A 20,301-nucleotide genomic window follows, 5' to 3' on the forward strand; every position below is an offset into this window, starting at 1 on the left:
CGGTCATGCCGTCCGAGGCCGAGCATGACGTACTGGCCTACATGGCCTTCGACGAGAGCCTGCGCTCGAAGCTGCACAGCACCAACCCGCTCGAGCGCGTCAACAAGGAGGTCAAGCGGCGCACCAATGTGGTCGGGATCTTCCCCAATCGCGAGGCCGCCATCTGGCTGGTCGGCGCGCTCATGCTGGAGCAGAACGACGAATGGGCCGTCTCGCGCCGTTACACGCCAGTGGAAAAGCTGACCGCCATGTGCAACGATACCGATGCGGCGACGATGATCGCCGCGCAGTGAACGAGCAACACCAGCTATGAAGAAGCAGGTGGACCCCAGTTCCTACACCACTCATCGGGGCACTACCCCGAAGAACTGTGCCGACGAGAATTACCGGCAAACCTTCGGGTCAGTCTTGCGATTGATCGCCGTTGCGTCGTTTCATGTTCACGTGGCCGCCCCGTTGTTCAGCCGATCGTTGGTTTTTGGCTGATGGTTCACATACGTTTCGCGACCTCTTCCAGCATGACCTCGCTGGCGCCGCCGCCAATGGCCTGCACGCGGGCGTCGCGCGACATCCGTTCAACAGGTGTTTCGCGCATATAGCCCATGCCACCGTGGAACTGCACACAGTCATAAAGCACCGAATTCACCAGCTCGCCGCAATATGCCTTGACCATCGAGACCTCTTTTACGCAATCGTGGCCCGCAGCATCCAGCCTTGCGGCATGATAGACAAGCTGGCGACCTGCCTCGATCCGGGTCTGGCAATCGGCGAGGCGCTGGCGGATCGCCTGTTTGTCCCACAAAACACCGCCAAAGGCCTTGCGCTGCTTGACATAGTCCAGGGTCATGTCCAGTGCAGTTTGCGCCTCGGCGCAGGCCATCGCACCCAGAACAATGCGCTCGTTCTGGAAGTTCTTCATGACCGAGTAGAAGCCCTTGTTGACCTCGCCCAGTATGTTTTCCGCCGGGACGCGGACATCCTCGAAAATCAGTTCAGCGGTATCCGAGCACAGCCAGCCGGTCTTGTTCAGCGCCCGACCGACCGAGAAGCCCGGCGTGCCCTTTTCGACCGTGAACATGGTGATCCCGCGCGAGCCCTTGGCATCGGGATTGGTCTTGGCGCCGACGAAATAGATATCGCCATGCACGCCGTTGGTGATGAACATCTTGGTGCCGTTCAGCACCCAGTCGGACCCGTCCTGCACGGCACGGGTGCGCATGCCGGCAACGTCCGATCCGGCACCCGGTTCGGTCACTGCAACGGCGGCTATCTTTTCGCCCGAGGTGATCGAGGGCATCCAGCGCGCCTTCTGTTCCGGGCTGCCCGCGTTTTCAAGGTGCGGCGAGGCCATGTCGGTATGCACCAGCACCGTGGCCGAGAAACCGCCAAAGGTGGACCGCCCGACCTCTTCGGCCAGAACCACGCTGGACATCACATCCAGCCCCGCGCCGCCATATTCCTCGTCATAGCGCATGCCCAGCACGCCCAGATCGCCCATACGGCGCAGCACGTCGCGGGGCACCATGCCCTCCTCTTCCCATGCGTCGGCCTTGGCCGTCACCTCGGTTTCGATGAACCGGCGCAACTGGTCACGGATCATGTCGAGGTCTTCGTTGAACGGCCCAGTGGCCGCGGCAGTGGTGTCCTGTCTGGTCATGTCTATTCCTCCGGGTCGAGTTTGACGAGTGGGGCGTGTCCGGCGACCGTATCGCCCGGAGCACAATAGATTTCCGTTACCACGCCCGCGACCGGCGCGGGCAGGCTTTGCAGCAGTTTCATGGCTTCCAGCACCACCAGCGTGTCCCCGGCGGCGACGGTATCGCCGGGGGCGACGCGCACCTCGGCAACGGCGCCCGGCATGGGGGCCGACAACAGGTCAGCGCCGCCAGATCCGCCGGCGGCCCGGGTAAGGTGTTGATCTTCCAGAGTGCACAGGTCCGTCACGATCATCCCGGCAGAGGTCTGCAAATGCACCCTCCAATGATTGCCGGCGCGCTCGACATGCGCGATGCGCGAGAACGGAATGCCGTCGATACGTCCGCTCAGATGACCGCCGGTCAGGGCGGTGGTCTCGGCTGTGATGGTCTGACCGTCCGGCAGAACGGCGGCAAGCACTGCCGGGGCGCCGGATATGCGGATCGGTTCATCCTCGGATGTGGTCCAGTACGATGCCGTGCCGGGCCGTCCCGCAGGGGCGGTAAGCCGCCATGACCCAAGGCTTTCCCAAGGCGATGCGCCCGCCGGGGCGAGATGCAGATGGAGCACCATGGCGGCAAGGGCCATGTCGCCGGCGTCGGGCGTCGGTTGCGTCCAGCCATCGGGGAACATTTCAGGCAATCCCGAGGTGTGGTGCCGGAACGCCTGAAAGTCCGCATGCGTCAGCAGCGCCCGCTGATAGGACAGGTTCAGGCCGACGCCACCAACGGCGAAGCCATCAATCGCGGCAACCGCCTGACGGATCGCCCCGGCCCGGTCCGGCGCATGGACGATCAGCTTTGCCAACATGGAATCGTAATGGTGGCCGACGACCGACCCCGCCGCGACGCCGCTATCCAGCCGCACGCCTGCTGGCGGTGCCCAAAGGGTTATCTGGCCGGTTTCGGGGCGGAAATTTTCCGCCGGGTTCTCGGCGGCGATGCGGATCTCGATGGCGTGTCCGTCGAACTGCACATCGGTTTGCGCGAACGACAGCGCCTCGCCCCGGCCAATGCGCAACTGCCATTCGACCAGGTCGATCCCGGTGATGGCCTCGGTCACGGGGTGTTCAACCTGCAGGCGGGTGTTCATTTCGAGAAAGTAGTATTCGCCGCGCGCCGGGTCGTAGAGGTATTCCACCGTCCCCAACGAGCGATAGCCGATGGATTGGGCCAGCCGTACCGCCGCCGACAGCATGTCATCGCGCATGGCGTCGGGCAGATCGGCGGCGGGGGCCTCTTCGATCAGCTTCTGGTGGTTGCGCTGGAGCGAACAGTCGCGGTCGCCCAGATGCAGCACGGTGCCGTGGGTGTCGCCCAGCACCTGCACCTCTACGTGACGGGCACGGGGTGCGTAGCGTTCAAGGAACACAGCAGGATCGCCGAACGCGCCCTGCGCCTCGGCGCGGGCGGATGCAATCGCCTCGGGCGCGTCGGCCAGATCGGTGACAAGGCGCATCCCGCGCCCGCCGCCACCGGCGCTGGCCTTGACCAGGAAAGGCGTGCCAAGCGTCCGTGCCTCGTCCAGCAGTCGGGCATCGGACTGATCTTCGCCACGATAGCCGGGCAAGACGGGTACGCCCGCGGCCTCGGCTGCGGCCTTGGCCTCGATTTTTGACCCCATCATTGCGATGGCGTCGGCCTCGGGCCCGATGAACACAAGGCCCGCCGCCTCGACCGCAGCGGCGAAACCGGCGTTTTCGGACAGGAAACCATAGCCGGGATGCACCGCGCCGGCGCCGGTCGCGCGGGCGGCGTCCAGAATGGCGTCGATGTTGAGATAGCTTTCCGAGGGCGCGGCACCGCCGATGCAGACGGCGTGATCGGCCTCGGCCACAAAGGGCGCGTCGCGGTCGGCCTCGGAAAAGACCGCCACACTTTCCAGCCCCAGCTTGCGGCAACCGCGCTGGATACGCCGGGCGATTTCGCCACGGTTGGCGATCAGGACACGGGTGAAGCTCATTTCACCCGCCATGACGGAATGCTCTTGTTGAGGAAGCTGTTGATGCCTTCGATGCCTTCCCTGGTTTCCCATGCGTCGGCCAGTCGGTCGGCGGTGTAGATCATGTTGGTTTCCAGATCATGGGCCGCCACATAGGCAATCAGCGCCTTGGTGTCGGCCACCGCGCCGGGCGCGGCCTGAAGGTGAGCGTGGACGACACGCTCGACCGCTTGGTCCAGTTCGTCCGAAGCGACGACCTCGGTCAAGAGACCGATCCGTTCAGCCCGTGCGCTGTCGAACAGCGCCCCCGACAGCATGGTTTCGCGCGAATGCACCTTGCCAATGCGGGCCACGACGTAAGGCGAGATATTGGCCGGTAACAGGCCCAGCTTCACCTCGGTCAGGCCAAAGCGGGACCCTTCGGCGCCAATCGTGTAGTCGCAGACCGATATCATGCCGACCCCCCCGCCATAGGCCGGGCCGTTGATCCGCCCGATCAGCGGCTTGGGCAGAGAATCGAGGCGCCGCAGCAAGTGCGCCAGAGTAGCGCTTTGTTCGACCCGTTCGGCGCGGGACTTGTCGACGTTGGAGGAGAACCAGTTGAAATCACCCCCTGCGCAAAAACTCTTGCCGTTGCCGGTCAGGACCACGATGCGCACTTTGTCATCGGCGGCCAGTTTTTCGGCCGCATCCGAAAGCTCGGCGATCAGCGTGCCGTTCAGGGCATTGTGTTTGTCCGGCCGGTTCAGGGTTACGGTGGCAACACCGCGCGCGTCGGTCTCGACCAGGATGGTTTCGTAAGTCGTCGTCATATCTAGGGCCTCACATTCTGAATACGGGCGTGTGGCGCTCTGCCTCGGGCACCGAAGAGACAATAGCCAGGCACAGGCCGAGAATATCTCGGGTCTGGCCGGGGTCGATCAGCCCGTCATCCCAGAGCCGCGAAGTGGCGTAATAGGGATCGGACTGTTCGCCGTACTGGGCGCGCACCTGCGCCTCGATCTGCGCCAGGTCGGCGTCCAGCCTGGCAGGCTCGCCGCCCTTCTGGCGGCGCAGTTCCAGCATCACATTGGTGGCGATGTCGGCGGACATGGTGGCCAATTCTGCGGTTGGCCAGGCAAAGAGAAAATTCGGAGCGAAACCGCGCCCGCACATGCCATAGTTGCCCGCCCCGTAAGAGCCCCCCAGCAAAACCGACAGGCGCGGCACCTTGGCCACCGACATCGCATAGACCAGCTTGGCGCTGTCCTTGGCGATGCCGCCGCGCTCGGCTTCGGTGCCGACCATGAAGCCCGATATGTTGTGCAGGAACAAAAGCGGGATGTTCCTCTGATCGCACATCGAGACGAACTGCGCCCCCTTCAACGAGCTGTCGGAAAGAAGCGCGCCGTTATTGGCCAGGACACCCACGCGATAGCCATGGATGCGTGCCGTACCGCAGACCAGCGTTTCGCCCCAGCCGGGCTTGAATTCGCGGAATTCGCCGGCGTCGATCATGCGCAGCAAAACCTCGCGCATGTCATATGGTTCCTTGCGGTCGGCGCTGATGACGCCAAGCAACTCGGACGGATCATGCGCGGGCGGCGCGGGGGCTGCGTCGGGCTGCATCGGGCGCGATTGGCCAAGCTCGGCCACGATGTCGCGCATCAGAGCGAGCGCATGGTATTCGTCCTCGGCCAGGTGGTCGCATACACCGGAGACGCGCGCGTGCATTTCGGCGCCACCCAGCGTTTCGCCATCGACCTCTTCGTTGATAGCAACCTTGACGATCGAGGGTCCGCCCAGATGGATACGTGCGTTACCGCGCACCATGATGACCTCGTCCGACAGCGCGGGAATATAGGCCCCGCCCGCTGTGCAGCCGCCGAACACGGCTGATATCTGAGGCAACCCGCTGGCCGACATGTTGGTCTGGCGATAGAAGGAATTGCCGAAATGGCGGGCGTCGGGAAAGACCCGGTCCTGTTCCGGCAGATAGGCCCCGCCGCAATCCACCAGATACAAGCAGGGCAGCCGGTTTTCGGCCGCGATTTCCTGGGCGCGGATGTGTTTTTGCACCGTCTCGTGGTAGAAGGATCCACCCTTTACCGTGGCATCATTGGCGATCACCACACAGGGCAGCCCATGGACGATGCCGATGCCGGTCACGATCCCGGATCCAGGAACCTCGCCCCCATATTGGCCATAAGCCGCGAGCGACGACAGTTCAAGAAACGAGGTGCCCGGGTCCACCAGCAGGTCGATCCGTTCGCGGACCAATAGCTTGCCGCGCTTGCGGTGGCGTTCAACCATATCGGGGCGTCCGCCCGACGTCGCCTCGGCAATCCGCGCGCGCAGGGTCTCGACGCGTTCGCTTTGCGCCGCGTGGTTGCGGGCGTAGGTCTCGGATGCGGTCAGTACCGCTGATTTAAGACGAGCCATGGATCAGGTATCCTGTCTTTCAAGTATTCCGTCGAGAAACACATCGGCATAGGTGCGCGACAGCGCCTCGACGCTGCCCCGGTCCGGATCGAACCAATCGAGCGTCGCGTTCAGCGCGCCGATCAACATCAGGCGCAGGCGGCGGATGTCCACGTCGCGCTTCAATGCGCCGTCGTCCTGAAGCCGGGACAACAGAGCGTCCCATTCGGCCTCATAAGCGCGGCGTGTGGGCAGGTTGGCATCTTTGACGGATTGCGGCACTTGCCCGAAAATACGCACATTGGCGGAGGTGTAATCGCTGACGTCAAGAAGCGCGCGCAGATGCGCCCCGATCGCGGCGCGCAAGGTCGCTTCGGGGCTGGTGCCTTCCGGCAACTCGGAAACCGCCTGGCGCATGCTCTCGTGAACGACTTGAATGCCGGCATCCAAGACGGCCGCAACGATTTCGTCCTTGGAGCCGAAATGGTAATATATGCTGCCCGCCTTGATCCCTGCTGTCTCGGCGATTTTTCTCAGCGACACCGACCCATAGCCTTGTTCGCGAAAGAGCCGCGCCGCGACGTTCAGCACGCCGTCACGCCCGACCGCGTTGCGCCGCGCCTCGCTGACCTTTCCCGCCGTGTCATCCGCCATGGAATCTCTTTTCAGTATGCTGCCTAACTAACACTTGGTAGGTGCATGGCGACAATGAGTCAACCGTTCCAAACGTGTTCGATAGAATTTTTTGGCAAATGCCATCCGGGCAATCATCATACGGCCGCGCGGAAAGGCGCGTGCCTGCCAAGGCCCGACTACAGGACCCTGGCAGGCGATCCTAGATCACGAAGCCGCCGCCGCAAATGACGTGCTGGCCCGAGATGAAGTTCGACTCAGGCGCACAGAACAGATAGACCGCGCCCGCCGCCTCTTCCGGTGTGCCGACCCGGCCCAACGGAATCATGCGTTCCATCTGGGACAGAAGATCGGGGTTCACGCCGACCTTGATCTCTTTTTCCTCGACCTTGATCGTGCTGTCACCATCGGCGCTGCCCTCGGTCAGGCGGGTGCGGATCGGACCGAAGGCCACCGCATTGACGTTGACCTTGTAGCGGCCCCATTCCTTGGCCATTGTCCGGGTGACCCCCAGGATACCGGCCTTGGCGGCGGAATAGTTGATCTGGCCGGCATTGCCGCCGGTGCCCGCAATGGACGAAATGTTCACCACCTTGCGGAATATCTCTTGCCCGGCTGCGGCTTCTTCCTTGGCCTTGGCGCTGATCACCGGCTGGGCCGCGCGCAGTATCTTGAAGGGCGCGGTCATGTGGACGTCGATGATCGCCTGCCACTGCTCGTCCGTCATCTTCTGAACGACGCTGTCCCAGGTATAGCCGGCGTTGTTCACGATGATGTCCAGCCCGCCAAAGCTGTCGACGCCCGTTTTGATGAACCGCTCGGCAAAACCGTCTTCGGTCACACTGCCGGCGCAGACCACCGCTTCGCCGCCGGCGGCGCGGATTGCCTCGGCGGTTTCATTGGCCGGGTCGGCATCCAGATCGTTGATCACCAGCCGGGCCCCTTCCGAGGCCAGCTTGAGCGCGATTTCACGTCCGATGCCCCGGCCGGAACCGGATACCAGCGCCACGCGCCCGTCGAGTTTGTCAGTCATGCTCTGTCCTTCCGAAGGGCGCTGTCAGGCTTTTTCATAAAGCGTGGTCACACAGGCCCCGCCGAGGCCCAGATTATGCTGGAGCGCCAGACGCGCACCGTCGACCTGGCGCGCATCGGCCTGGCCGCGGAGTTGCTGAACAAGCTCGAAGCACTGCGCGAGGCCGGTCGCCCCAAGCGGATGACCCTTGGACAACAGACCGCCCGACGGGTTGGTCACGTATTTGCCGCCATAGGTGTTGTCGCCATCGTCAACGAACTTTGCCGCATCGCCGCGTGCGCATAGACCCAGCGCCTCGTAAGTGATCAGCTCGTTATGGGCAAAACAATCGTGCAGTTCGACCACGTCGACGTCGTCCGGCCCGATGCCCGCAGCCTCGTAGACCTGATCGGCAGCGCGTTTGGCCATCGAAAAGCCGACAACCTCGCGCATGTCATGCGCATTAAAGGTTTCCGGCCCGTCCGTTGTCATGGCCTGCGCCGAAATCCGGACTGAACCGTCAAGGCCGTGCTTGTCGGCAAACGCTTTGGAACAGACGATCGCCGCCGCCGCGCCGCAGGTCGGCGGACAGGCCATCAGCTTGGTCATGACGCCGGGCCAGATGACTTGCGCCGCCATGACATCTTCGGGCGTTACTTCTTGCCGGAAAAGGGCCACCGGGTTTTTGGCCGCATGCCGGCTGGACTTGGCGCGGATCTTGGCAAAGGTTTCCAGCGGTGTGCCGAACTCCTCCATATGTGCCTTGCCGGCGCCGCCGAAATACCGAAGCGCCAGCGGGATTTCCGAATTGCCCACCAGATCGTCGGTTTCATCGTCGAATGCCGCAAACGGGCTGACCCGATCCTTATACATCGCACCGATTGCGCCGGGCTGCATCTGTTCGAACCCAAGCGCCAGAGCGCAGTCCACCGCGCCGCTTTCGACGGCCTGGCGCGCCAGGAACAGGGCGGACGACCCGGTCGAGCAGTTGTTGTTCACGTTCACAACCGGGATACCGGTCATGCCGACATGGTACAGGGCCCGCTGGCCGCAGGTGCTGTCGCCGTAGACATACCCCACATAGGCTTGCTGGACCTTGTCATAATCCAGCCCCGCGTCCGCCAGGGCGGAACGGGTGGCCGTCGTGGCCATTACATCATAGCTTTCGGATTTTCCCGGCTTCTGGAACGGGATCATCCCGACGCCGACGACACAGGCTTTGTCTTTCATTTCTGTCTCTCTCAGGTTTGAGCCGGACGCCATGAGTCGAACGCCACTGGATTTTCTACCAATTGTTAGAATTTACATCCCGCCACAAGGCACTGTCAACAACGACACGGCGCGGCGATGCTTGCCGATATTTCTAACATATGTTTGGATAAAGACGCCGCGCGACCTGAAATGGCAGCACATTTACGGCCTGCGGGACTGGCGTGAATTGACGTGGCGGCTGTTGAGCATCGGACGCCTGATTTCGGCATCGAGAGATGTCCAGCCTATGAAAGGAAGAAACAGAGTGGCCAATTGCTATGAATTCAAGGGATTTATTCCCGTTATTCCCGAGGGAACATTCGTTCACCCTCAGGCTGTGCTGATCGGAAATGTCATACTCGGTCAGGGGTGCTATATCGGACCCGGAGCAAGCCTGCGGGGCGATTTCGGCAGGATCGTGATTGGCGACGGGGCCAATGTTCAGGACAATTGCATCATCCATTCCTTTCCCGGCCGTGATGCGGTGGTCGAAACCGACGGTCATATCGGGCATGGCGCAATTCTGCATGGGTGCACTGTCGGCCGGAATGCGCTGGTCGGGATGAATGCGGTCATCATGGACGGCGTTGAGTTGGGTGCGGAATCAATCGTCGGCGCGCAGGCCTTTGTGCGGGGCGAAACGGTAATTCCGCCGCGTTCGATGGTGGTCGGTGCGCCGGCAAAGGTAATCCGCGAGGTCACCGAAAAGGAAGTTGCGTGGAAGACCCGCGGAACGGCGGAATATCAACAACTGGCGCGCGACTGCCTGGCCGGACTGAGACCCGTCGAACCTCTGAAAGCGGTCGAGGCCGACCGGCCCGAGATGGCGACCTCTGATGTCGGGTCGATACAAGAGGCGCGACAGAAGACGAGCTGATGCGCTGCTTACTCGGGCTCCGGACACCAGAGCGGCGCGCCGGAGCCTAAACCGTCACAGTCGGAAGATACCGTAGTGCGGATCTTCGATCGGGGCATTCAGAGACGCGGAAATCGACATGCCAAGTGCATTGCGCGTATCCACCGGATCAAGGATGCCGTCGTCCCACATTTCCGAGGTCGAGGTATAGGCTTCGACGTCGCGCCGGAATTTCTCCAGCACCGGTTCCCGGATCGCGGCGATTTCCTCTTCGCTCAGTTCCTTGCCCTCGCGTTCAAGCTGCCGGATCTTGACGTCGGCCATGGTGTTGGCGGCCTGATCCGCCCCCATAACGCCGATTTCGGCCTGTGGCCACATGAACAGCGTGCGCGCATCCCAGGCCCGTCCGCACATGCCGTAATTGCCCGCCCCGTACGAGGCATTGGCGATCACGGTGAACTTTGGCACGACTGATCCGCCCTGCGCCATCAGCATCTTTGCGCCGTCCTTGGCAATGCCGCGTTCTTCGTATTCGCGCCCCACCATGTAGCCGGTGATGTTCTGGAAAAAGACCAGCGGCGTGCGGTTCTGGTTGCACAGCTGCATGAAATGCGCGGCCTTGAGAGAACTGTCGTTGAACAGCACCCCGTTGTTGGCAAGGATGCCAACCTTGTAACCCCAGATATGGGCAAAACCGCAGATCATCGTGGTGCCGTAATCGGGTTGGTATTCGTGAAAGCGTGATCCGTCCACGATCCGCGCCAGAACCTCGCGCATGTCGAACTGGGTCTTCCGATCCTTGGGGATGATCCCATAAAGCTCTTTGGGGTCGTAGTAGGGTTCCTCAAAGGCGGCGGTTTCGATGATCGTTTTCGGCGTGCGCTTCCACTGGCTGACAATCTCGCGTGCCAGCGAAAAGGCGTGCTGTTCGGTAGCGGCGCGATAATCGCCGGTGCCCGAGACCGAGGTGTGCATGACCGCCCCGCCCAGTTCCTGAACGCCGACCTCTTCGCCGGTGGCCGCCTTGACCAGCGGCGGACCGCCAAGGAAAATGGCCCCGGTGCCTTCGATGATGATGTTGTAGTCGCTCAGCGTCGGTACATAGGCACCGCCCGCCGTGCAGTGCCCACCGACGATGGCGACCTGCGGGATGTTGGCCTGGCTCAGCTTGACCTGATTGCGAAAGACCCGCCCACCCAGATAGCGGTCGGGAAAGACGCCGTGCTGCAGCGGCAGAAAGCCGCCGGCGCTGTCACAGATGTGGATGACCGGCAGGCGGTTTTCCAGCGCGACATCCAGAAGCCGCACGATCTTTTTCACGGTATGCGGATACCAGGCGCCGCCCTTGACGCTGGCGTCATTGGCGTGAATGGCGACCTCGCGGCCCTGTACGATGCCGATACCGGTCACCACGGCGGCGCCGGGCACCGCGCCGTCATATTCGCGGCAGGCGGCCAGGGTGGAAAACTCCAGGAACGGCGTGCCGGGGTCCAGCAGCAGTTCCAGCCGTTCGCGCACACCCAGTTTGTTCTGCCGGGCCAGGCGGTCGATGTCGCGTTGCGGGCGCTCGAAACGCGCCGCGTGCTGACGGGCGTGAAACTCTTTCAGCCGCTCGGTCATGGCCGCATGATTGGCCTTGAAGTCGGGGGCGTTGGTGTCGATCTGGCTTTCGATCCGGCGCATTGCTCAGTCCTCCTCCGGAGCCAGCTGGGCGAGCGTGGCCTTCAGCCCGAAACTGTCACCTGCGGCAAATGGAATTTCGGCGACCACCCCGTCGCGCAGCGCGGTCAGGCTGGTTTCGAGTTTCATGCTTTCAATGACAAGCAACGGCTGGCCTTCCTTGACATGATCGCCGGGCCTGGCGTTCACGGACACGACCACCCCCGGCATCGGCGCGACGATGCGGTCATCGGCGGCGGCGCCATCGCTTCCGGCCAGACGCTCGGCGGGATCGACCCGCCCGATCGCATAAGTCCGGCCATTCATATGCACGAAGGTGGCATCGGGTCCGACGGCCAGACGCACATCCTGCACACGCCCCCGCGCCCGCAGCACATGGCCACCCGGCACCCCGGTGGGGTCCAACCGGCAGGGCACCGCGCCATCATCTGTGTTCAGCATGAAATGGCTGCCGTCATGGGACAGCCAGCATTCGGTCTCTTCGCCGTCGATCTGAAATATCCGCCGCATCAGTTTCTCCACCCGCCCATTTTGCGGTGCATCTGGGGTATTTGCATCACGTCGCGCACCAGCCGTTCGTCCGACAGGGCCGCGACCGCCATCAGCAGGTCGGTCACATCCTCGCCCGGTGCGGTCAGCGCATCGGCCTGCTCGGCCAGAAATCCGGTCGAGACATCGCCCGAAGCAAAATCGGGATGCGCAAGGATCGCGTCCAGATAGCCGGTGTTGGTCGTCACCCCGAGGACCACATAATTCTGCACCGCCTGACGCGCGCGGGCGATGGCCCCTGCCCTGTCCGGTCCGTGCACGATCAGCTTGGACAGCATCGGGTCGAAATCGGTCGTCACCTTGCCGCCGTCCAGAATGCCGCTGTCCACACGCACGCCCTCGCCCTGCGGCTCATCCAGCAGCAGGATATCCCCGATCGCGGGGCGGAAATCTTCGGTTGCGTCCTCGGCGCAGATACGCAGTTCGATCGAATGACCGATCTGCGGAATGTCTGCCTGGGCGGCGCTCAGTCCCTCGCCCGCCGCGACGCGCAGTTGCTCGGCGACAAGGTCGAAGCCGGTCACCATCTCGGTCACCGGGTGTTCAACCTGAATCCGGGTGTTCATTTCCAGGAAATAAAAGGCGCCGTCCTGAGCATAGATGAACTCGACCGTCCCGGCACCGCGATAGTTGACGGCGCGGGCAATCCCGGCGGCGGTTTCGCAGATGTCCAGACGTTGCTGGGGCGAGAGCGCCGGAGACGGCGTTTCTTCGATGATCTTCTGGAACCGGCGCTGGATCGAACATTCCCGTTCCCAGAAATGGACCACATTGCCCTGCCCGTCCCCCATCACCTGCACCTCGATATGGCGCGGACGCTCGATATAACGTTCAACAAAAAGCCGACCGTCACCGAAATAACGCTCGCCCTCGCGGCGTGCGGTCTCGATCTCGGTCTCCAGTGCGCTGTCTTCGCGCACAACGCGCATCCCCTTGCCGCCGCCGCCCGCCGATGGCTTGATCAGCAGCGGATAGCCAACAGCGTGGGACCGTTCGACAAAGGTCGCGGGGTCGTCATCCTCGATGGCCGAAGGCGCAACCGGAAAGCCGCGCTCCTCGACAAAGGCGCGGGCGCGGATCTTGTCGCCCATCAGGTCGATGACCTCGGATGTGGGGCCGACAAAGGTCACACCGGCCTTGTCCAGCGCGGCCACAAAGCCCGCGTTTTCCGACAGAAAGCCATAACCCGGATGCACCGCATCCGCGCCGATCCGCTTTGCCGCCTCGACGATCTGCGGGATGTCGAGATAGGCGGCAACGGGCGTGGGCCCCTCGATGGTCACAACCTCGTCGGCAATCAGATGGGCCGGCCCCTCCTGCTCGGACGTATGCCGCAAAACGGCGGTCGCGAGCCCGCGCGCCCTGGCGGTGCGCAAGACCCGCGCCGCAATCTCACCCCGGTTAGCGACCAGCAGTTTCGAAATGGTCATGAAATTGTCCTCTCAGCCCGGGTCCGAGGCGTTCAGCCCCTCGCGCGCCGCCAGATCGGCCGGCACCGGAATTTCAATGTCGAGCAGCATCTGCGCAAAGCCCTTGCCCTGCGGGTCGATGCGGACCGAGGCGATGCCGCCGCCGCCCAGCGATTCATGCAGCAGGAAGTTCAGGGAATGGGTTCCGGGCAGGTCAAAGCGTTCGACCGCGCCTTCGCACAGATGGGCGAAATAGGCCTTCACCGTCTGCTCAGTCAGGGCCGACCGGATATAAGGCAGGTAGTCGGGCTTGCGCGCCAGAATGCCGATATTGGCGATGTCACCCTTGTCGCCAGAGCGCCCCCAGGCCAGGTCGACCAGCCGCACCTTGACCGCGTCGGCCCCGGCCTCGCGGCTTTCCACCGGTGGCGCGGCGGGCGGATCGAGCCGCACCGCCTCATTGGCGATGGTGAGGGGCACATCCTTGCCGTCGACCTCGACCGCGACAGGGGTCTTGGCCTTGTCCTGCAGAAAGGAAAAGAGGCGGACCACCGGCTGCACCTTGGGCCGCCCGGCAAAGAACCCGGTCAGGCCCTGCGCGGTGGAAATAGCCATGGGCGCGATCTCTCCGGCGAAGATGTTCAGCGCGCCCCGGTCGTCATGCACCGCACCGATCTTGAGCACCACCTCGCGGGTCCGGGCGCGGGCGTTGGCGCCATAGGCGGCTTCGGCGCCCAGCACCTCGACGCTGACCTGTCGAAAGTCGGCAAGGTTGCGGTTGCGGAAAATCCGGCGGCAGCGGGTCAGGATCGCATCGGCGACGCGCTCGGCCTTGGCCGGCGCGTCGATGGCGGCCAGCGTCAGCGTGGTGATTGCGCGCCAGCCGTCGGCATGGGTCGCCGAAACCTTGTAGCTGTCGGTGCGCCCCAGGCCCTTGCCGCCCTTTACCAGCACCCGATCCGGGCCGACCTGTTCCAGCGTGACCCCGGACCAGTCGCAGATCACGTCCGGCAGCAGATAGGCGCGCGGATCGCCGATCTCGTAAAGCATCTGTTCACCGACCGAGCCGGGCACAACCAGCCCGCCGGTGTCGGGCGTCTTGGTGATGACAAAGCTGCCATCCTCGGAGACTTCGACGATGGGCATACCCATGTTGTCCCAGCCCGGGACGTCCTGCCAGTCGGTAAAGTTGCCACCCGTTCCCTGCGGGCCGCATTCGATCAGGTGGCCCGCCAGAGACCCCTGGCTGAGCTTGTCCCAATCGTCATCGCCCCATCCGAATTCGTGCATCAGGGGGCCAAGCGCCACAGCGCTGTCGGCGCAGCGCCCGGTGATCACGATCTCGGCCCCGGCATCCAGCGCCGTGGCGATGGGGCGGGCGCCCAGATAGGCGTTCATGCTCCAGATATCGTCCGGAAAACCGACGCCGGAGAACATTTCCGCCTGGCCGCTGGCGCGAATAGCGTCGGCCTGCGCCGACAGATCGTCGCCCAGCACGACACCGATGGACAGGTCGATCCCGGCCAAGGCGGCCGCCTTGGCAAGAGCATCGCGGCAGCCGCGCGGGTTTACGCCGCCGGCATTGGCCACAACCTTGATCCCCTTGGCCTTGATGTCCTCCAACCAGGGCACCAGCGCCTTGACGAAATCCGGCGCAAAGCCCGCGTCAGGCGTCTTGGCGCGCGCGCGCGCCATCAGTGACATCGTCACCTCGGCCAGATAATCGAACACCAGATAGTCGATCTCGCCCCTGGACACCAATTGACCGACGGCTTCGGGCGTATCGCCCCAGAAACCGGAGGCGCATCCAATGCGCAGTTTTCGATCTGTCATAGTCTTCTCCTCCCCGGTTTATCAGCGGCCCGTCCATTCAGGTTTGCGTTTTGCCATGAAGGCGGCAAAGCCCTCTCGTGCGTCTTCTGTCTGCGCAACCCGGGGCAAAAGTATTTCTGCAAACCGCATTTGCTGCGGATAGGTCATGTCCTCCATCGCGTGGCAGGCGTATTTTCCCAGCCGGATGGCACTTGGCGACTGCGCGGCAATTTGCGCGACCAGTTCCGCGACCTTGTCGTCAAGCCGCGCAATATCATCTGTCACATAGTTGACCAGATCATAGCGCAAGGCTTCGTCAGCCGTCAGCGGAACGCCGGTGATGAACATCTCCATCAGCCTCCGCCGGGGCAGCACGCGCATCATTGGCGGAATAATGGTCATGGGAAACAGACCCACCTTTACCTCCGGCGTGCCGATTTTGGCGTGATCCGCCATCACCGCCAGATCGCAGGCACAGATGATGCCCGCGCCCGCCCCCACGGCCACACCGTTGACGCGGGCGATGGTCGGCTTTCGGCAGGCCTGTATCGTATCGAACAGCTTTCCGGCAAAATGTTCCGGATCAGCCGGGTCCTGAACAAACGGGCCACCGTCTGCCCCCGCCTTGAGATCGCCGCCGGCGCAGAAAGCTTGCTCGCCTGCGCCTGTAAACACGATCACCCGGCACTCGGGGTCGGCCTCGGCCACCTGGATTGCGGCCATGACACCCTGTGCCACGTCGCGGTTCAGGGCATTGAGCCTGTCGGGACGGCATATCGTAATGCGCGTTTCATGCCCCCGCGCCTGCGACTGTACGACGTTCTCGACCATCTCCAAGACCTCCCCGCATCGGCTTTGCCTTGCTTGCAACGCCAGGTCGCGAAAAGCTTGCCTTGATCTATTTTCTAACATGTGTTTGATTTTGGTCAACACTACAGATCACATTCTGTTCGGGAGGATTAGTGATGACCAGCCAGAACGAACCTGACACGGCCGCCTTGGAGGCCATCAGGGCCAATTACTCGTTGACCGATGAGCAGCGTCAGATCGTCGATCATGTGGATCGGGTGTCGCGCGAGGTGCTGCACCCGCTGCAGGCGCGCATGGATGCAGAAGACTGGTGGCCCGACGATTTATTCAAACAAATGGGCGAGCTGGGCCTTTTGGGCATCACCGCGCCCGAGGAGCTGGGCGGCTCGGGGCAGAACGAATTCACCCAGGCGCTGGTGTCCGAAGTGATCTCGAAATGGAACCCGGCGGTGGGCCTGTCGCACGGGGCGCATGACAATTTGTGTCTGAACAACCTGCTGCGCAACGGCTCGGAAGAACAGGTTAAGAAATACGTGCCGGGCCTGTGTTCCGGTGACCTGGTCGGGGCACTGGGGCTGACCGAACCCGGCGCGGGGTCGGATGCGCTTGGGTCGATGGCCACCACCGCGCGCCGCGATGGCGACGACTACGTCATCAACGGTTCAAAAATCTACATCACCAATGGCCCGATCGCCGATGTGATCCTGCTCTACGCAAAGACAGACAAATCCAAAGGCGCCAAGGGCATTTCAGCCTTTATCATCGAAACCGACAATCCCGGTTTCAAGGTGGCGCAGAAGCTGGACAAGATGGGCTTTCGCGGCTCGCCCACTGGCGAACTGGTGTTCGAAGATTGCCGGGTGCCGGCCTCGGCCATGTTGGGCGCCGAAAACAGCGGCGTTTCGGTGGTGATGAGCGGCCTGGATCTGGAACGCGCGATGGTCGCCTCGGTCTGCGTCGGCATGGCCGACCGCGCGCTGGAGCTGGGTCTGGAATACGCCAAGATCCGCGAACAGTTCGGCAAACCGATCGCAAGTTTTCAGATGGTACAGTCAAAACTGGCCGAGATCTACACCGAGGTCGAAACCGCACGCGCCTTTAGTTATCGCGCGCTGGCCGCCTGTGTCGGCCTGCCCAAGGGCGCCGGGGGCCGCGGTGAGATCCACAAGCTGACGGCGGCGGCCTGCCTTTATGCGGGCGAGGCGTTCAACAAGGCCGTGACCGAGGCCTGCCACATTCACGGCGGATCCGGCTACATGCAGGACACCGAGATCAACCGGTTGTTCCGCGCCAACAAGCTGTTGGAGATCGGCGCGGGCACCAGCGAAGTCCGCAAGATCATCATCGCCGAAGAACTGCTGCGCGCCTGAGGGAGGACGTGACCATGAACAAGCAACTGCGTAACGACATCGACCTTCCGACACATTTCATGACGGATGAACAACAGGCGCTGGCCGATCAGGCCGGCAAGTTCTTCATGTCCGAGTTTCACCATCTGAACGCGGAAATGGACGACACCGATGACCTGCCGTCTTCGGTCTTTCCCAAGCTGGGCGAGATGGGCTATCTGGGCCTGAACGTGCCGCCGGAATTCGGCGGTGCCGGGCTGGATTTCACCTCGGCCTGCATCATCACCGAAGAGCTGTCGCGCGCCTCTGCCGCGATTGGCCTGACCCACGTGGCGCATGACAACCTGTGCGTCAACAACATCTACCGCAACGCCAATGACGATCTGCGCCGGAAGTATCTGCCGGGGCTTTGCGATGGCACGTTGATCGGCGCATTGGGTCTGACCGAACCCGGCGCGGGGTCCGATGCGCTCGGCTCGATGCGGACCACGGCGAAAAAGGACGGCGACGACTACATCCTGAACGGCGCCAAGATCTATATCACCAACGGTCCGATTGCCGACCTGGTGCTGGTCTACGCCAAGACCTCGCCCGAAAAGGGGGCCAAGGGCATTTCCGCCTTTATCGTGGAAACCGACACGCCCGGTTTCAAGGTGGCGCAGAAGCTCAACAAGATGGGCTTTCGCGGCTCGCCGACGGGCGAGCTGGTGTTCGAGGATTGCCGGGTGCCGGCCAGGAACATGGTCGGCAAGCTGGATGGCGGCGTTGCGGTGACGATGTCGGGGCTGGACCTTGAGCGCGCCATCGTCTGTTTCAATGCCCTGGGCATCGCGCAGCGGGCGCTGGATATTTCAGTCGACTACGCCAAGACCCGCCAGCAATTCGGCAAACCGATCGCCAGTTTTCAGATGGTGCAGGCGATGCTGGCCGACATGTACACGCGGATCGAGGCGGCGCGCAGCCTGTCCCTGAAAACCGTCGCCATGTGCGAGGGTCTGGAAGAGGGCGAAGGCGGACGCGGCGAAATTCACAAATTGACGGCGGCGGCGATATTCAAGGCTGCCGAGGTAACGTCATTCGTGCTGGACAAGGCCGTGCAGATCCACGGTGGTTCAGGCTACATGCGCGATACGGAGGTGAACCGGCTTTACCGGACTGGTCGCGTTCTCGAGGTTGGCGCAGGCACTCAGGAAGTGCGCAAGCTGATCATCTCGGGAGAACTTCTGAAAGACTGAAAGGAAAGACATGAGCAATCAAAATACTCGGCGTTACGCCTCTGATCTCATGGCGGGCCAAGTGGCTCTGGTCACCGGTTCCGGGTCGGGAATGGGCCGGGCCACCGCGCTTGAGATGGCCTCTTGCGGGGCCAAACTGGCGCTGTTTGCGCGCCGCGAAGAGCCGCTGGAAGAAACTGCCGAAATGATCCGCGCGGCGGGCGGCGAGGCATTCGTCGTGCCCGGCGATACCCGCGACGAAGACAGTATCGAAACCGCGATGGGGCGCATCAAGGACCATTATGGGCAGCTTGACGTTCTGGTGAACAATGCAGGCGGTCAGTATATTGCCGCTGCCCGCGACATTACCAACAAGGGCTTCGAGGCGGTCATTCGCAACAACCTGATCGGGTCCTGGCAAATGACCCGCGCGGCGGCAGATCATTTCATGTACGACAACGGCGGTTCCATCGTCTTTGTCACCGCAATTTCGGCGCGTACCGCGTTGACCGGCTTTACCCATACCGTGGCCGCCCGTGCAGGGGTGACCGGCATGATGAAGACGCTGGCCGCCGAATGGGGTGAATATGGCATCCGTTTGAACTGTGTCGCACCGGGAACGATCAAGACCGAGGCGCTCGGTCGTTATCCCATTCCACCGGAACGGTGGAAGCAGCTGAACCGCTCGGTCCTGAACCGCATGGGCGCGGCAGAGGACATCGCCGGCACGATTATTTTCCTCGCGTCCAAGCTGGGAGGCTTTATCACCGGCGAAGACATTTATATAGATGGAGGCGAAACTCTACACATGGGCCATGATGCCCGTGACATGATCAATCCCGAATTGTTCGAAAAGCGAGAACGAGGAGATGGAAAAAATGAGTGATCCGCTCGTCCGTCTGGATATCAAGGACCGCATCGCCACAGTTACGCTGAACGATCCGGAACGCCGCAATCCAATCACCGGCAATGCTATGATCAACTCCCTGCTTGACACATTCACGCAGGTGCAGGCTGATCCGGAGATCAGCGTCATGATCCTGACAGGCGCCGACCCGGCGTTTTGCGCCGGCGGCGACATAAAGGAGATGCACGACCCCGAAAGCATCTTCCGCAAAGAGCCGCTTGCGGCGGCGCAAAGCTATGTCGACGGGGTACAGCGCCTGCCGCTGGCGCTTTACAACATGGACATACCGACAATCGCGGCGGTCAATGGTGCGGCGGTCGGCGCAGGATGCGATCTGACAATGATGTGCGACATGCGCATCGCCTCGGAAAAGGCGAAGTTCGGCGAGGTGTTCCTGAACCTCGGCATCATTCCCGGCGATGCGGGCAGCTGGTTCATGTTGCGTCGCCTGGGTCATCAGAAGGCCGCCGACCTGACCTTCTCGGGACGCATGGTCGAGGCCGACGAGGCGCTGGAACTTGGGATGGTGCTTGAAGTCGTGTCTCACGACAAGCTGATGGAACGGGCGCGCGAACGCGCCGCAGTCATTGCCTCGAAACCACCGCGCGCGGTGCGCGTCGCCAAGCGTCTGATGCGTAATGCCGAGCGAATGGACCTGCCGGATTTCCTGAATTCCGCGGCGGCCTATCAGGCTCTGATGCATCAGACCGAAGACCACCACGAGGCGGTCTCTGCGTTCATCGAGAAACGAAAGCCCAACTTTACGGGGCGCTGAAGGAAAGA

18 protein-coding genes are annotated in these 20,301 nt (G+C 62.6%); 6 read left to right on the top strand and 12 right to left on the bottom strand.

Going from position 1 to position 20,301, the window contains the following annotated elements; translation table 11 throughout:
* The coding region (locus DL899_RS07895) for a transposase (protein WP_204355272.1) at positions 1-293 on the top strand (293 nt) is incomplete at its 5' end.
* 197 nt (positions 294-490) lie between these two features.
* Here DL899_RS07895 and DL899_RS07900 read toward each other — a convergent pair.
* From DL899_RS07900 to DL899_RS07930, 7 genes are all read right to left on the bottom strand, one after another.
* A complete protein-coding gene (locus tag DL899_RS07900; RefSeq protein ID WP_111733607.1) occupies positions 491-1,657 on the bottom strand; it encodes an acyl-CoA dehydrogenase family protein in 1,167 nt (388 codons plus the stop codon).
* 2 nt (positions 1,658-1,659) lie between these two features.
* A complete protein-coding gene (locus DL899_RS07905; RefSeq protein ID WP_239494642.1) occupies positions 1,660-3,657 on the bottom strand; it encodes an acetyl/propionyl/methylcrotonyl-CoA carboxylase subunit alpha in 1,998 nt (665 codons plus the stop codon).
* A complete protein-coding gene (locus tag DL899_RS07910; protein ID WP_111733611.1) occupies positions 3,654-4,448 on the bottom strand; it encodes a crotonase/enoyl-CoA hydratase family protein in 795 nt (264 codons plus the stop codon). The genes DL899_RS07905 and DL899_RS07910 overlap by 4 nt, the downstream gene beginning before the upstream one ends.
* A gap of 10 nt (positions 4,449-4,458) precedes the next feature.
* Positions 4,459-6,057 carry an acyl-CoA carboxylase subunit beta gene (locus tag DL899_RS07915; protein ID WP_111733613.1) on the bottom strand — a complete coding sequence of 533 codons (1,599 nt, stop codon included), beginning with the start codon at positions 6,055-6,057 and terminating at the stop codon, positions 4,459-4,461.
* Between the two features lie 3 nt (positions 6,058-6,060).
* Positions 6,061-6,690, bottom strand: coding sequence for a TetR/AcrR family transcriptional regulator (locus tag DL899_RS07920; RefSeq protein WP_111733615.1), 630 nt, complete (start codon positions 6,688-6,690; stop codon positions 6,061-6,063).
* 181 nt (positions 6,691-6,871) lie between these two features.
* Entirely contained in the window at positions 6,872-7,702 is an 831-nt protein-coding gene (locus DL899_RS07925) for an SDR family NAD(P)-dependent oxidoreductase (RefSeq protein WP_111733617.1), read from the bottom strand.
* A gap of 24 nt (positions 7,703-7,726) precedes the next feature.
* Entirely contained in the window at positions 7,727-8,911 is a 1,185-nt protein-coding gene (locus tag DL899_RS07930) for a lipid-transfer protein (protein WP_111733619.1), read from the bottom strand.
* A gap of 31 nt (positions 8,912-8,942) precedes the next feature.
* Between DL899_RS07930 and DL899_RS07935 the strand changes: the two genes are divergently transcribed.
* Positions 8,943-9,809 (top strand): acyltransferase, encoded by an 867-nt coding sequence (locus tag DL899_RS07935; protein WP_338049649.1) that lies wholly within the window; start codon positions 8,943-8,945, stop codon positions 9,807-9,809.
* 54 nt (positions 9,810-9,863) lie between these two features.
* Here DL899_RS07935 and DL899_RS07940 read toward each other — a convergent pair whose 3' ends face one another.
* The 5 genes from DL899_RS07940 to DL899_RS07960 are packed head-to-tail and all read right to left on the bottom strand — an operon-like array spanning position 9,864 to position 16,168.
* A complete protein-coding gene (locus tag DL899_RS07940; RefSeq protein ID WP_111733623.1) occupies positions 9,864-11,471 on the bottom strand; it encodes an acyl-CoA carboxylase subunit beta in 1,608 nt (535 codons plus the stop codon).
* A gap of 3 nt (positions 11,472-11,474) precedes the next feature.
* Positions 11,475-11,978: an acyl-CoA carboxylase biotin carboxyl carrier protein subunit gene (locus DL899_RS07945; RefSeq protein ID WP_239494643.1), complete on the bottom strand. Its 504-nt coding sequence runs from the start codon at positions 11,976-11,978 to the stop codon at positions 11,475-11,477.
* The gene (locus tag DL899_RS07950; protein WP_111733626.1) at positions 11,978-13,447 is read right to left on the bottom strand and encodes an acetyl-CoA carboxylase biotin carboxylase subunit; all 1,470 of its coding nucleotides are present in this window, start codon (positions 13,445-13,447) and stop codon (positions 11,978-11,980) included. Before DL899_RS07950 ends, DL899_RS07945 begins: the two co-directional genes overlap by 1 nt.
* A gap of 12 nt (positions 13,448-13,459) precedes the next feature.
* On the bottom strand, positions 13,460-15,259 hold the full coding sequence (locus tag DL899_RS07955; protein WP_111733628.1) for an acyclic terpene utilization AtuA family protein: 1,800 nt from the start codon (positions 15,257-15,259) through the stop codon (positions 13,460-13,462).
* Positions 15,260-15,280: 21 nt separating this feature from the next.
* The gene (locus DL899_RS07960) at positions 15,281-16,168 is read right to left on the bottom strand and encodes an enoyl-CoA hydratase/isomerase family protein (RefSeq protein WP_239494644.1); all 888 of its coding nucleotides are present in this window, start codon (positions 16,166-16,168) and stop codon (positions 15,281-15,283) included.
* A gap of 35 nt (positions 16,169-16,203) precedes the next feature.
* On the opposite strand from DL899_RS07960, the gene DL899_RS07965 reads away from it, so the two are divergent.
* From DL899_RS07965 to DL899_RS07980, 4 genes are read left to right on the top strand one after another with little or no spacing between them, the layout of a single operon-like run.
* Complete coding sequence (locus tag DL899_RS07965; RefSeq protein WP_111733632.1) at positions 16,204-17,418, top strand: acyl-CoA dehydrogenase family protein; 1,215 nt, start codon at positions 16,204-16,206, stop codon at positions 17,416-17,418.
* A gap of 14 nt (positions 17,419-17,432) precedes the next feature.
* Positions 17,433-18,632, top strand: coding sequence for an acyl-CoA dehydrogenase family protein (locus DL899_RS07970; RefSeq protein WP_111733868.1), 1,200 nt, complete (start codon positions 17,433-17,435; stop codon positions 18,630-18,632).
* Positions 18,633-18,642: 10 nt separating this feature from the next.
* A complete protein-coding gene (locus DL899_RS07975; RefSeq protein WP_111733634.1) occupies positions 18,643-19,497 on the top strand; it encodes an SDR family NAD(P)-dependent oxidoreductase in 855 nt (284 codons plus the stop codon).
* Positions 19,490-20,293, top strand: coding sequence for an enoyl-CoA hydratase-related protein (locus tag DL899_RS07980; protein ID WP_111733636.1), 804 nt, complete (start codon positions 19,490-19,492; stop codon positions 20,291-20,293). Before DL899_RS07975 ends, DL899_RS07980 begins: the two co-directional genes overlap by 8 nt.
* Positions 20,294-20,301 lie beyond the last annotated feature (8 nt).

This window comes from Roseovarius amoyensis (assembly GCF_003260265.1).
GTDB classification, from domain to species: Bacteria; Pseudomonadota; Alphaproteobacteria; order Rhodobacterales; family Rhodobacteraceae; genus Roseovarius; species Roseovarius amoyensis.